Source organism: Alphaproteobacteria bacterium, assembly GCA_041396705.1.
Lineage (GTDB): Bacteria > Pseudomonadota > Alphaproteobacteria > CALKHQ01 > CALKHQ01 > CALKHQ01.
In genome coordinates, this window is sequence record JAWKYB010000013.1 from 1 (window position 1) to 12,949 (window position 12,949).

At 69.4% G+C, this 12,949-nt stretch carries 12 protein-coding genes and 1 pseudogene; 4 read left to right on the forward strand and 9 right to left on the reverse strand.

The annotated features are described in order from the left end of the window. From R3F55_18010 to R3F55_18020, 3 genes are all read left to right on the forward strand, one after another. The coding region (locus tag R3F55_18010; protein ID MEZ5669290.1) for a zeta toxin family protein at positions 1-908 on the forward strand (908 nt) is incomplete at its 5' end. Then, the gene (locus tag R3F55_18015; GenBank protein ID MEZ5669291.1) at positions 905-1,705 is read left to right on the forward strand and encodes a P-loop NTPase; all 801 of its coding nucleotides are present in this window, start codon (positions 905-907) and stop codon (positions 1,703-1,705) included. The genes R3F55_18010 and R3F55_18015, both read left to right, overlap by 4 nt. Further along, positions 1,698-3,197, forward strand: a complete 1,500-nt coding sequence (locus R3F55_18020) for a hypothetical protein (GenBank protein ID MEZ5669292.1) — start codon at positions 1,698-1,700, stop codon at positions 3,195-3,197. Before R3F55_18015 ends, R3F55_18020 begins: the two co-directional genes overlap by 8 nt. Positions 3,198-3,203: 6 nt before the next feature. Here R3F55_18020 and R3F55_18025 read toward each other — a convergent pair whose 3' ends face one another. Both R3F55_18025 and fliI read right to left on the reverse strand, forming a co-directional pair. Beyond that, the gene (locus tag R3F55_18025; protein MEZ5669293.1) at positions 3,204-3,635 is read right to left on the reverse strand and encodes a flagellar FliJ family protein; all 432 of its coding nucleotides are present in this window, start codon (positions 3,633-3,635) and stop codon (positions 3,204-3,206) included. Then, entirely contained in the window at positions 3,632-4,981 is a 1,350-nt protein-coding gene (gene fliI, locus R3F55_18030) for a flagellar protein export ATPase FliI (GenBank protein MEZ5669294.1), read from the reverse strand. The genes R3F55_18025 and fliI overlap by 4 nt, the downstream gene beginning before the upstream one ends. 240 nt (positions 4,982-5,221) lie before the next feature. Between fliI and R3F55_18035 the strand changes: the two genes are divergently transcribed. Beyond that, complete coding sequence (locus R3F55_18035) at positions 5,222-5,986, forward strand: response regulator transcription factor (protein ID MEZ5669295.1); 765 nt, start codon at positions 5,222-5,224, stop codon at positions 5,984-5,986. Positions 5,987-6,213: 227 nt separating this feature from the next. Here R3F55_18035 and R3F55_18040 read toward each other — a convergent pair whose 3' ends face one another. The 7 genes and pseudogenes from R3F55_18040 to R3F55_18070 all read right to left on the reverse strand — a co-directional run bounded on the left by R3F55_18040 (position 6,214) and on the right by R3F55_18070 (position 12,866). Beyond that, complete coding sequence (locus tag R3F55_18040; GenBank protein MEZ5669296.1) at positions 6,214-7,059, reverse strand: protein-glutamate O-methyltransferase; 846 nt, start codon at positions 7,057-7,059, stop codon at positions 6,214-6,216. Further along, entirely contained in the window at positions 7,056-8,252 is a 1,197-nt protein-coding gene (locus tag R3F55_18045; GenBank protein ID MEZ5669297.1) for a chemotaxis response regulator protein-glutamate methylesterase, read from the reverse strand. The genes R3F55_18040 and R3F55_18045 overlap by 4 nt, the downstream gene beginning before the upstream one ends. Next, a pseudogene (locus R3F55_18050) lies at positions 8,252-8,612 on the reverse strand (response regulator). Before R3F55_18050 ends, R3F55_18045 begins: the two are co-directional and overlap by 1 nt. Before the next feature lie 61 nt (positions 8,613-8,673). Continuing rightward, complete coding sequence (locus tag R3F55_18055) at positions 8,674-9,129, reverse strand: chemotaxis protein CheW (GenBank protein ID MEZ5669298.1); 456 nt, start codon at positions 9,127-9,129, stop codon at positions 8,674-8,676. Positions 9,130-9,161: 32 nt separating this feature from the next. Next, the gene (locus tag R3F55_18060) at positions 9,162-11,903 is read right to left on the reverse strand and encodes a chemotaxis protein CheW (GenBank protein MEZ5669299.1); all 2,742 of its coding nucleotides are present in this window, start codon (positions 11,901-11,903) and stop codon (positions 9,162-9,164) included. A 313-nt stretch (positions 11,904-12,216) separates the two neighbouring features. Continuing rightward, the gene (locus R3F55_18065; GenBank protein MEZ5669300.1) at positions 12,217-12,732 is read right to left on the reverse strand and encodes a histidine phosphotransferase family protein; all 516 of its coding nucleotides are present in this window, start codon (positions 12,730-12,732) and stop codon (positions 12,217-12,219) included. Then, positions 12,723-12,866: a hypothetical protein gene (locus R3F55_18070; GenBank protein ID MEZ5669301.1), complete on the reverse strand. Its 144-nt coding sequence runs from the start codon at positions 12,864-12,866 to the stop codon at positions 12,723-12,725. The genes R3F55_18065 and R3F55_18070 overlap by 10 nt, the downstream gene beginning before the upstream one ends. Positions 12,867-12,949 lie beyond the last annotated feature (83 nt).

The following is a 12,949-nucleotide window of genomic DNA, read 5'->3' on the forward strand; positions in this document are numbered from 1 at the left end:
ACTTCGAGCCGCTGACGGCGGAGGCCTTTCCGGCGGCGTCGCATGAGCCAATCGCCGACGCCGCCGCGGACTCCAGCGTCCGCACGGGCGTCGCCGACGCGCTGGCCGGGCACGGCGTGCCCGACCCCCTGGTCCGGTGGCTGGCCGAAGCGGCAGGCAGCCTGTCGGACCTGCCGGCCGAGCTGGCGCTGGCCGCCGCCCTGGAGGATCGGCTCCAGTTCGGCGGCGCCCCGTTCCGGCCGAGCCTGCGGCCGATCGTGCTGGTCGGACCGCCCGGCGCCGGCAAGACGACAACCGCCGCCAAGCTCGCCGCCCAGGCCGTGGTCAACGGCGCCGCCGTCGACCTGATGGCGGCCGACACGGTGAAGACCGGCGCCGTCGAGCAGCTGGCGGGACTTGCCCGGCACATGCAGCTGACGGTCGAGACCGGCGACAATCTCGCCGCGCTGGCCGCCGGCTGGCGCCAGCGCCGCGCGGCGCACGAGGCCGCCGGCAGGCCGGTGCAGGCGATCGTCGACACCACCGGCGCCAATCCCTACGACCCCGAGGACCTCGCCCGCATCGGCGCCCTGATCGCCGGCGTGCGCGGCCACGGCGTGCTGGTGCTCGGCGCCGGCGGCGACCCGCTGGAGCAGGCCGACATCGCCTGCGCCTTCGCCGAGGCCGGCGCCACCCACCTGATCGTCACGCGCGTCGATGCGGCGCGGCGCCTCGGCGGCCTGCTGACCGCGGCGGCCGCGCGCGCAGACGGCCGCAGCCTGAAGTTCTGCGGCGTCGGCATCTCGCCGCGAATCGGCAACGGGCTCAGGCCCATCACCCCCGTCAGCCTGGCGAAGCTGCTGCTCGACCCGTTCGAGGCCGGCAGCGTCCAGGACTGGTCTTCGCTCAGCCAAGAGGAATGCGCATGACACCGCTGCAGCGTGCTACGGCCATGGCGGACTTCGCCCCGGATCGCATCGTCGCCGTCGCCTCCGGCAAGGGCGGCGTCGGCAAGACCTGGTTTTCCGTGTCCCTGTGCCAGGCGCTGGCGCTGCGCCGGCGCAAGGCGCTGCTGTTCGACGCCGACATGGGCCTGGCCAACGTGGACGTCCAGATCGGCCTGATGCCGGAACAGGACGTCGCCCGTGCGGTGGTCAATGGCGTGCCGCTGGCCAAGGTGGTCGAACCGGCGCTCGGCGGGCTGTTCGACGTGATCGCCGGTCAGTCCGGCTCCGGCTCGCTCGGTCGCCTGACCGCGGCCCAGCTCAACGCCCTCGTCATCGGCCTCGACGCCCTCGCCCCGCGCTACGACCATGTCGTGCTCGATCTCGGCGCCGGGGTGGAGGAATCGGTCATGCGCATGGCCGGCGCCGCCGCCCGCTGTATCGTGCTGATCACCGACGAACCGACCTCGCTGACCGACGGCTATGCCTTCATCAAGGTCGCCCGCACCCGGTTCCCGCAGCTGGGATTCGACGTCGTCGTCAACATGGCCGACAGCCCGCGCGAGGGCGAGCGGACCTATGCGACCATGCGCCGGGCCTGCGAATCCTTCCTCAAGTTCGCCCCGCCGCTGCTGGGGATCGTGCGCGCCGACCGGCGCGTCAAGGAAGCAATCCGGCGCCAGACGCCGCTGCTGACCTGCCATCCCGATGCCGATGCGGCGCATGACGTGAAGGCGATCGCCGCCGCGCTGGCGTCGCAGCGGGCGGCGGCACATGGCTGAGATCCTGCCGGCCTCGCTCGGAACGGCACCGCCGGTCCCGAGCACGCCGGCGGCGCCGGCCGGCGACGCCGCGGTCCCGCGCCAGCCGGCGGCGGACACGGCCGCGGCGCAGGGGCGCACCGGCCAGCAGGCCCCCGCCCCTGCCCCGACCCAGGCCCCGGTGCAGCCCGGCACCGCCGCCACCGTCGCGTCGAGCACGTTCGACCTGGCCAGCCTGCCTTCGCCGGCGACGTTGGCCGGCAAGATCGTGGCGGTCGACAGCGGGGCGCAATCTGCCCGGGTCGAGATCGAGACGGCCCTGGGCCGGCTGACCGTGACCGTTTCCGGCAGCGCCGGCCAGCCCGGCGCGGCGGTGAAGCTGCTGGTCGGGCCTGGCGGCACGGTCCGGCTGCAGCCGGTGCCGGGCCAGCAGCCGGCCGCCAACGCCCCTGCCGCGGCGCCGGGCGCCGCGACGGCCGGCGACGTGGTCCAGGGCAGGCTGCGACCCGCCGGCACGAACACGGCCGGCGCCGCCCCGTCGGGCGGGACGCCCCTGGCGGTACGGATCGTGACGGTCCAGCAGCCGGGCAGCCAAGCCGTCCAGGGTCAGGCTGCCGCCGGCGCCGCCCTGACCGCAGGGAGCGCCGGCGTTGCGCCGCCTGCCGGCGGCGTCGCCGGGCAGGTGCCGCAGCTGGTCTCCGGTGTCGCCACGCAGTCAGCAGGCGGCCAGAGCTTGCTGGTCACCGAGAACGGGACGATCCAGATCGAAGGCAAGACCCTGCCGGCCGGGGCCCGGGTGCAGCTCGAGCTGTTGCCGTCAGGCGCGCCCGCAGCGCGGGCCGCGCCCGCCATCGCGGCGATGGCAGAGGCGATGGACGATATGTTGGCGGCACTCGCCGCACTGCAGCCCGCGCTGGCGGCGGGCATCGCCGAACAACGGGTGCCGCGCTTCGGGCCGCGGATGACCGCGGGCGTCATGTTCCTGCTCAGCGCGCTGCAAGGCGGCGGCGCGCGCGGGTGGATGGGTGCCGAGACCGAGCAGGCGTTGCTGCGCGGCGGCCGCGACGGCTTGCTGCAGCGGATCCGCTCGGCGATGGGTCAGCAGGCGACCCGTGTGGAAACCGACCCGGCGAGCGGCGCCGGCGAGGTCTGGCGCAGCGTGTACCTGCCGCTGGCGACCGTGGAAGGGTGGCAGCCGCTGCGGGTCGCCTGGCGCGAATCCGCCGAACGGCAGGACGAGGACGAACAGTCCGGCATGCGCTTCCAGGTCGATTTCAGCTTTTCCAGGCTCGGCCCGATCCGTCTCGACGGCCTCGCCGGCCCGGGACGGCTCGACCTGCTGCTGGTGTCGCGCACGGCGATGCCGGCGGCGACGCGCGACGAACTCGGTACCCTGTTCGACGATACGATCGGCGCGATGGGCCTGAATGGGCACCTGCGCTTCGTGCAGCAGGCGGAGTTGCCGCCGCCGGCGGTCAGCGCCGATCCGCGTCACGCCGAGGTCACGGCCTGACGCCGGTCAGTCGGCCGCCGCGGCCACCTGGCGACGGCGCATCATGAGTCCGCCGACCTCGTCGAGTGCGGCTTGCTCGCGCCGGGCCAGCTGAGCCTGCGCCCGGGCCTCGCGGCCCTGCTTGGTCACCTCGATCTTCTTCAGCTCGCCGAACGCCTCGGCGATCTCCTGCTCCGCTCCTTCTATCCGGGCGTCGAGCTCGGCCCGCGACGCCACCAGCTTGTCGCGCCGGCCGCGCGCCGCCTGGGCGAACACGCCGAACGTGGCGCCGAGCGACGGGTCGCTGGTCGCCAGCGTCGCCTCGGCCGCGATCTCCTGGTCGAGCCGCGCGATCGCGGTACACAGGTCGTCATACATGCGGCGCAACTCCACCAGCTGGCGGCGCTTCTCGTCCAGCTGCCACTTCTGCAGGCGGATCAGGGTGTCCAGACTCTTCATGCTTCATTCCCCTGCGGCGCCGGTTCGCCGAGAATCTCGGCCAGCCTGGCGTAGGTCGTCTCGAAATCGGTGCAGTCGCTCTTGGCCTGGGTCAGGAAGGCCTCCAGGTCCGGCTGCACCGCGATCGCGGCATCGACCTCCTGGTTGCTGCCCGGCCGATAGGCGCCGAGGCGGATCAGCTCTTCCATGTCGGCATAGGTCGCCATCAGCTGGCGGGCCTTGGTCACCAGCGCCGTGACCTCCGGCGCGTTGCATTGCGGCATCGTCCGCGAGACCGAGCGCAGCACGTTGATGGCGGGATAGCGGCCGCGTTCGGCGATGCGCCGCTCCATGACGATGTGCCCGTCGAGGATGCCGCGCACCGCATCCGCGATCGGCTCGTTATGGTCGTCGCCTTCCACCAGCACGGTGAACAGGCCGGTGATGCTGCCCTGGCCGGACTGGCCGGGGCCGGCCCGTTCCAGCAGCTTCGGCAGTTCGGCGAACACGGACGGCGGATAGCCCTTGGTGGTCGGCGGCTCGCCGGCGGACAGTCCGATCTCACGCAGCGCCATGGCATAGCGGGTCACGCTGTCCATCAGGCAGAGCACGTCGCGGCCCTCGTCGCGAAAGCTCTCGGCGACCGCCATCGCCAGCTGCGCGGCCTGGCGGCGCATCAGCGGCGGCTCGTCGGACGTGGCGACGACGACCACGCTGCGCGCGAGCCCGTCGGCGCCGAGGTCGTCCTCGATGAACTCCTGCACCTCGCGGCCGCGCTCGCCGACCAGGGCGATCACCGCGACGTCGCATTGGGTGTAGCGGGCCAGCATCGACATCAGCACCGACTTGCCGACGCCGGAACCGGCAAAGATGCCCATGCGCTGGCCGCGGCAGCAGGTGACGAAGGCATTGAGCGCGCGCACGCCGAGGTCGATCTTGCGGCCGACCCGCTCGCGGGTGTGGGCGGCGGGCGGCAGCGACCGGATCTCGTAGCCCTGCGGCCCCTGCGGCAGCGGCCCCTTGCCGTCGATCGGCTCGCCGAGCGCATTGACGACGCGGCCGAGCCAGCCGCGGCTGGGATGCGCATAGGCGGCCGCGCCGCTGAGCTCGACCCGGCAGCCGAGCCCGATGCCCTCCGCCGGCCCGAACGGCATCACGATCGCGCGATCCTGGCGGAAGCCGACGACCTCGCACCGCAGCGGCGCGCGGCCGCGGGTGCGCACGCGGCAGCGGTCGCCGACCGACATGGCGCGGTGGGCGCCGCCGACCTCGATCAGCATGCCCTGGGCGGCCGTCACCCGACCAAAGATCTGCGGGCTCGGGATGTTAGAAACCTCCCGCACCAGGTGATCGACCAGCTGCGACATACATACGTCCGGTTAACTGTTAATTCCCGGGCAATCCTACGGCCCGCACATTAAGCGGGAGTAAAATACGCGACCCGGTGGCGCACGGCTTTGGTGAACGATTCTGTCACGCGGTACGGGCGCGTTTACCCTTGCTTAAAGTTTGAGTGACATCGTTAATGTTAATCAGATGCGACTTTCCAGCGGCCGCCGCCCCCCACCCGTCGACGGCCTGTCCACGCACTCAGTGAGGAGTCGAACATGCGGGTTCTCTTGGTAGAAGACGATACGCCGATCGCGCGCAGCATCCAGATGATGCTGCAGTCGGAGGGTTTCGTCGTCGACGTGACCGACCTGGGTGAGGACGGCCTGGAAATCGGCAAGCTCTACGACTACGACATCATCGTGCTCGACCTGATGCTGCCCGACATCGACGGCTACGAGGTGCTGCGGCGGCTGCGCGCGGCGCGGGTGCAGACCCCGATCCTGATCCTGTCCGGCCTCAACGAGCCGAACAACAAGGTCAAGGGCCTCGGCTTCGGCGCCGACGACTACCTGACCAAGCCGTTCGACAAGGCCGAGCTGATCGCCCGCATCCACGCCATCATCCGACGCTCGAAGGGCCATTCGGAATCGGTGATCCGCACCGGCAAGCTGGCAGTCAACCTGGACGCGCACACGGTCGAGGTCGACGGCAAACCGCTGCACCTGACCGGCAAGGAATACGGCATCCTCGAGCTGCTGAGCCTGCGCAAGGGCACGACGCTGACCAAGGAGATGTTCCTGAACCATCTCTATGGCGGCATCGACGAGCCGGAGCTGAAGATCATCGACGTGTTCGTCTGCAAGCTGCGCAAGAAGCTGTCCACCGCCACCGGCGGCGACAACTACATCGAGACCGTCTGGGGCCGCGGCTATGTGCTGCGCGATCCGCAGGCGGAGGGCGGCGCCCAGCGCCAGGCCGGTGCCGGCGTGCCGGTCGGCCACGACGACGACGGGCTGATGTCGTTCGCCCGCGCCAGCTAAGCCTGGACCCCGATCGCGCCGCGCACCTGCGCGGCGCAGCGCTCGCGAACCGCCGGCATCCCCGGCGGTTTTCTTTTGGGCTGGCGACAGGGCCGTGCCCGGACCCCGGCCGCATCCGTCGCCGCGACGACAGTCGGCCGCGACGGAAACGAGAAGGGGCGGCCCGGCGGCCGCCCCTTGTCGTATAGTTAGCCAGTCGCCGCGCGCGGGCGCGGCCGCATCGCCGGTCAGCCGGCGGCGCGCATCGAACCGCCGGAGTCGCGATTGACGTGGCCGTAGATCCCGCGCATGCCGGAGATCGGGGCGAAGCGATCGGTCACGCCCAGCACCGTCTCGGCGCCGCCGAGGTAGAGGAAGGCGTCCGGCCGCATCACGCCGCCGATGCCCTCCAGCACCTTGCCCTTGGTCGCCTGGTCGAAATAGATCAGCACGTTGCGGCAGAACACGACGTCGAACATGCCGAGCCCGCGCGGGCTCTCCAGCAGGTTGAACTCCCGGTACTGCACCATGTTGCGCAGCTCGGCCGAGATGGTCCACTTGTCGCCTTCCTGGGTGAAGTACTTGACCAGGTTGCCGATCGGCAGACCGCGCTGCACCTCGAACTGGGAATAGACGCCGCGGCGTGCCTTGGTCAGCATCTCGCGCGAGATGTCGGTGGCGACGATCTCGATCCGCCAGCCCGCCAGTTGCGCCGCCCGCTCCTTCAGGATCATGCACAGCGAATAGGGCTCCTGGCCGCTGGAACAGGCCGCGCACCACACCCGGATGTGCTTGGTGGTCGCGCGCGACTTGATCAGCTCCGGCAGCACGAAATCGCGGAACTGGTCGAACGGCTTGATGTCGCGGAAGAAGAACGACTCGTTCGTGGTCATCGCTTCGACCACCGCGTCGATCATCTTCGCGTCCTGTCGCTGCCGGATGGCATCGATCAGCGCGTCGAGCCCGCCCACGCCGAATTGGCGTGCAACAGGGGTCAGCCGACTCTCGAGCAGGTACATCTTGTCTCGGGTCAGGACCAGGCCGCTGCGCTTCTTCAGCAGCGCGGAAATGAACTCAAAGCCCTCGGTATTCATGCCGCGTGCCTCATTGCAAGCTTGGCCACATAGGGTGCGATCTCCTCCAGCGGGAGAACCGCGCTGCAGACGCCGGTCTTTGCCGCAGCCTGCGGCATGCCCCAGACGACGCTGGTCGCCTGGTCCTGCGCGATCACGCTGCCGCCGGCGGCGACCAGGTCCTTGGCGCCCTTCGCTCCGTCATGGCCCATCCCGGTCAGGATGATGGCCAGAGCGTTGGGGCCGAAGGTGGTGGCGACCGAGCGCAGCATCGGGTCGACCGCGGGCCGGCAGAAATTCTCCGGCGGCCCCTGGTCGAGATGCAGCGTAATGCCGCCGCGCGCGTCGCGGCGCAGCGTCATGTGAAAGTCGCCGGGCGCGATGTAGATGTGCTCGGCGTGAACCGGCATGCCTTCGGTCGCCTCGAAGGTCTTGCGCCCCGTCGCACGGGCGATGTGGGCTGCAAGGATCGAGGTGAACGTCGCCGGCATGTGCTGGGTGATCACGATCGGCACGCGCACCGTCTTGGTCATCGTCTCCAGCATCGTGATCAGCGCCTTGGGCCCGCCGGTCGACGAGCCGATGGCGATCAGCGTCGGCGCCCGGGTCGGCGCCGGCCGCAGCGTGTAGTCGGCGCCGGTCTGGCCGGTGCCGGCCTCCGCGACGGCGCTGGCACGGGCCCTGGCGGCCGGCACCGCCGGCCGGCTGGCCAAGCCGGTCGCGGCGCGGCGCTCCAGCCGCACCTGCGCCCGGCGGGCGGCGTCGCCAAGGGCCCGGATCTTGCGGATGAGTTCCTCGACGAAGCGTTCGGCATCGGAACCGAGCCCGGTCGACGTCGGCTTGGCGATCGTCTCGGCCGCGCCCATCTGCAGCGCGCGCAGACTGATGTCCGCGTTCCGCTCCGTCAGGGTCGACGCCATGATCACCTTGGCGGTCGGGCGCGCCTCGATCAGCTGCGGCAGTGCGGTCAGACCGTCCATCACCGGCATCTCGATGTCGAGCACGACGACGTCGACTTCGGTCGTGCGCAGCGTGCGCACGGCCGACGCACCGTCGCCGCAGGCGCCGACGACCGCGATGTCCGGGCATTTCGCGATCTCGCGTCGGACCAGGCCGCGATAGACGGCCGAGTCGTCGACCAGCAAGACGCGATAGGGCTCGGAATCGGCCGTGCCCGGCGCTTCGCCGTTTCTGGGTCGGGTTGGAAATGTCATTAGATCAGTCCGACCTGCTGTAGCTTCGACTGGATGATCTCGCTGTCGAAGGGTTTCATGATGTATTCGTTCGCGCCGCTCTTCAGCGCCGTCCCGATCTTCTCGAGCCCGTTCTCGGACGTGCAGAACACCACCACCGGGCCGCCGCCGCCGTCCATCTGACGCAGTTGAGTGAGGAAGGCGAGGCCGTCCAGCCGCGGCATGTTCCAGTCCAGCAGGATCGCATCCGGCATGCTGCGCTGGCATTCCTCCAGCGCTTCGACCCCGTCGCCGGCCTCGACGGCCTCGAACGAGCTCCTCCATGATCTTCCGGGCGACCCTGCGGATCACGACGGAATCGTCTACAATCAGGCACCGCATTGGCTTGCTGGCTCCGTGGCCCATGGTGACGGGCGTTGGGGGTCGGTTCCCTCGCGAACGGCTAGGCCGCCAGGGCCTTGTCGATGTTCAGCAGCCGATCGACGTCGAGGACCATCATCAGCTCGTCCTTCAGCCGGTGGATGCCGACCGAGACCTCGCGCCACAGGGCATCCATCGTCGTCGGATTGCGCTCGAAGGTGCTGGCCGGCAGGCTGAGCACATCGCCGACGGAATCGATCAGCAGGCTGTAGAGTTCCTGGTCGTGCTCGACCACCACCGCCATGCCTTCGTCGCCGGGCTTGCGCGGCGGCAGGCCGAGCCGGCTGCGCACGTCGATCGCGGTGACGATGCGGCCGCGCAGGTTCAGCGCACCGGCAACCTCCGGCGGCGCCAGCGGGATCCGCGTGATCCGCTGCGGCCCGAGGATGTCCTGCACGGTCAGCACCGGGATGCCGAACAGCTGCTTGGCGACCGTGACGGTCACATAGTCCGAATTCTGATTGATGGCTTCGCTCATGGTCATACCCTGGCTTGAACTGTCACGCGGTCTCAGGCCGCGCCGCGCAGCTGGACGATCGTTTCCGACAAGGTCTGCAGCAGTCCCTCGCGGTCTGTCTTCGCCACATAGTCGCTGAAGCCGGCGGCACGGGCGCGGTCGATGTCGCGCGGATTGCTGTGCGAGGACAGCGCGATGATCGGCGTGTCGCGCCACTGGGCGGAGTCGCGGATCACCTCGGCGAGTTCGATGCCCGACATCTCCGGCATCTCGATGTCGCTGATGATCGCGTCGAACATCCGGCCCTGCTCGCACAGGGTCAGCGCGTCCTTGGCGCTCTCAACCGAGGTCACCGCATAACCGGCGGCCGACAGCAGCGGCGTCAGCACGTTGCGGAAGAACGGGCTGTCGTCGACCAGCAGGAGGTTATTCGACGTGACCTCGGCGTCGTCGCCGAGGCGGTGGTTGGCGCTGAACCAATTGGCGAAGGCGCGGCCCAGGAAGTAGCCTGCGTCGATCACGTCGGTCGCCTTGCCGGCCACGACGGCGCTGCCGACGTAGCCTGCGCGATCGGCCGACAGTTCCACGTTCATCCGGTCTTCGACGATGTCGACGATCTCGTCGACCGCCAGGCCCATGCTGTGGTCCTGGTCGGAGAAGACCAGCACCGCCTGCATGCCCTCGCGCTTGATCTGGTAGTCGTCGGACATTGCGACGATCGGCATCAGCTTGCCGCGGTACTGGACCATCGGCTTGCCGCTGGACCACTCGATCTTGTGCGCCTCGATCTCCTCGAGCCGCGCAATCAGGGCGAGCGGGACCGCCTTCGGGGTGTCGTCGCCGGCCTTGAACACCAGCATCGTCACGTTCTCCTCGCTGCCGTGCGCGGCAACGCGGGCGTTGGCCTCGGCCGCCGCATCGGGCGCCATCTCGCCGGTCGCGCCGGCGATGCCGTTCGGGTCCAGGATCATGATGACGCTGCCGTCGCCGAGGATCGTGTTGCCGGAGAACATCGAGATGTTGCGCAGGATCGGCGCCACCGGCTTCACGACGATTTCCTCGGTGTCGAACACACGGTCGACCACGATGCCGAAGTCGTAGGTGCCGACCTTGGTCACCACGATGAAGTGCTCGGTGGAACCGTGCAGGATCGCCGTGCCGTTGTCGGCCTTGGCGTCCTCGCCATGCGGCTCGTCGTCGTTGGCGTTGTTCAGGCGCAGCAGGTTGCGCAACGAGATCAGCGGCAGGATGCGGTTGCGCAGGCGCAGCACCGGCGCACCGTTGATGGTCTCGATCTTGTGGTCGGACTTGGCGGAGACGCGCACCAGCTCGACCACGCTCAACTGCGGCATGGCGAAGCGCTCGCCGCCGGCCTCGACGATCAGCGCAGAGACGATCGCCAGAGTCAGCGGGATCTTGATGGTGAAGCGGCTGCCCTTGCCCTGGGTCGACGACAGCTCGATGGTGCCGCCGATCTTCTCGATGTTGGTGCGCACCACGTCCATGCCGACGCCGCGGCCGGACACGCTGGTCACCTGCTGGGCGGTCGAGAAGCCGGCCTTGAAGATGAACTGCTGGATCTGCTGGTCGGTCATCGCCTCGAGCTCGGTCTCGGTGGCGAGCCCGTTGGCGACGGCCTTCTGCTTGATCCGCTCCAGGTTCAGGCCGCGGCCGTCGTCGGTGATCTGGAGGATGATGTGGCCGCCCTCGTGGTAGGCGCGCAGGACAACGGTGCCGGTCTCGTTCTTGCCGGCCGCGGCGCGCTCCGCCGGGGTCTCGAGGCCGTGGTCGGCCGAGTTGCGGACCATGTGCGTGAGCGGATCCTTGATCAGCTCCAGCACCTGCCGGTCCAGCTCGGTGTCGGCGCCGATCATCTCCAGTTCGATCTTCTTGTCCAGTTCGACCGCCAGGTCGCGAATGATGCGCGGCAGCTTGGCCCAGGCGTTGCCGATCGGCTGCATCCGCGTCTTCATGACGTTTTCCTGCAGCTCCGAGGTCACGTGGCTCAGCCGCTGCAGCGGGACGTTGAACTCGCTGTCGGTCTGGTTGCGGACCATCTGCAGCAGCTGGTTGCGGGTCAGCACCAGCTCGCTGACCAGCGTCATCAGGTTCTCGAGCAGATCGACGCTGACACGGATGGTCTGGTTCGCGACCGAAGATTCCTTGGTGCTCTTCTCGGCTGCGTCGGCCGGTGCCTGCTTCTTCGCCTTGCCGGTCGGCGCCGGGGCGATCGCCTCGGCCACCGGCTCGGGAAGCGCGACCACCTCCTCGACCGCCGGTGCCTCTTCGACCGCCGGCTCGATCTCGACCGCGGCTTCCGCCACGACCTCGGCTTCCGCCTCGGCCTCGGCCTCGGCGTCCATCGCCGGCTCGGCATCGAACTCGTCGGCCGCGGCCGGAGCCGCCGCCTCGACCACAGCGCCGTCGGCGATGGCGTTCAGGCGGCTGATCAGCTCGGCGTCGTCGCCGGCCGGCTCGGCCTCATTGGCCTCGAGCTCGGACAGGATCCACTTGATCTGGTCGAGCGACTCCAGGACGGTCGAGATCGCCACCGGGGTGACTTGGATGGCACCGTCGCGCACCTTGCCGAGCACGTTCTCGGACGCGTGGGCGACCGACTCAAGCCGGGGCAGGCCCAGGAAGCCGCACGTCCCCTTGATGGTGTGGACCAGCCGGAAGATGCTGCTCAGCAGGTCGGGGTCGTCCGGAGTCTGCTCGAGCTTGATCAGCTCGACATCCAGGACCGAGAGGCTCTCCGCAGTTTCGGTCAGAAACTCGCTCAGAAGATCGTCCATCGTGCAGCATCCAATCTTTTCGACAGGCGCGGGCCGGGTCGCCGTACTTCGGCACAGCCGGGCCCAACCGCGTGGAATGCTCGGATGGTCGAGCAAATTGATAAAAAACCTGTAAAGGCGGCCGTTTGAGGGTTACGCCGCGTATTCCTCAGGTCGTCCGCCAGTAAAACAATTTCGGCTTGTTGTATTCGCCAGCGCTCGACTGCGCCGCCGCATCGGCGCGCGAATCGCCGCCGGCGCAAGCCCGGCCGATGCGGCATCCGTCCTGCCGGGGACCATGCTGCGCGGCGCGGCTCCGGGGCCGTACAGCGGCCTAGGATTCGATCGGGACGGAGGAGACCGAGAGCGATACGCGCGATTCGGCCGCGGCCAGGGCGACGACCGAGCCCACCCGCGCGGCGACCATGCGCAACAGGATCGCGTGGATGGCCCTGACCGCCATCTCGACCTCGCCCAGCGGCACCGTCAACGCCCGCGAGACCTCTTCGCGGATGCGCACCGACGGACCGCTGACATCGACCCGGATGCTGATTCGCTCGCCGGCGGCCGGTTCCAGGCTCACCCTGACCTGACCGCTGCGCGGCAGGCAGTCGAGCCCGAGCGCGACCGCGTTCAGCACGATCTGGGCGGCGTCCAGCGACAGCACCGACTGCGAAACCGCCGGGTCGATCGACCACGACGATTCGCACTTGGCATCGGCCACGAACGGCTTCAGCAGGGTCTGCAGCGCGCCGAGCGACTGGCCCGACCCGCCGGAATAGCCGAAGGCGACGCGGTAGAACTGCAGGCGATCCGCCGCGGCGCGCGCGCTCGACGTGATCAGGTCCATGGCCTCGGCATCGGACGCCATCGAACGCCGACCAGCTCGAGCCCGTTGTTGACCGCGCTGACCGGGCTGATCAGGTCATGGCACAGCTTGGAACAGGCCAGCCGCACCACCATGATCTCGTCGATTTCTGCCATGCGAATCGTCCTTTTCGGCTCGGGCCAAGGTAGCGAGCGGTCCGGGAATGGTCCACCTATTCGGCGCCGCCGCACGGCAGCTT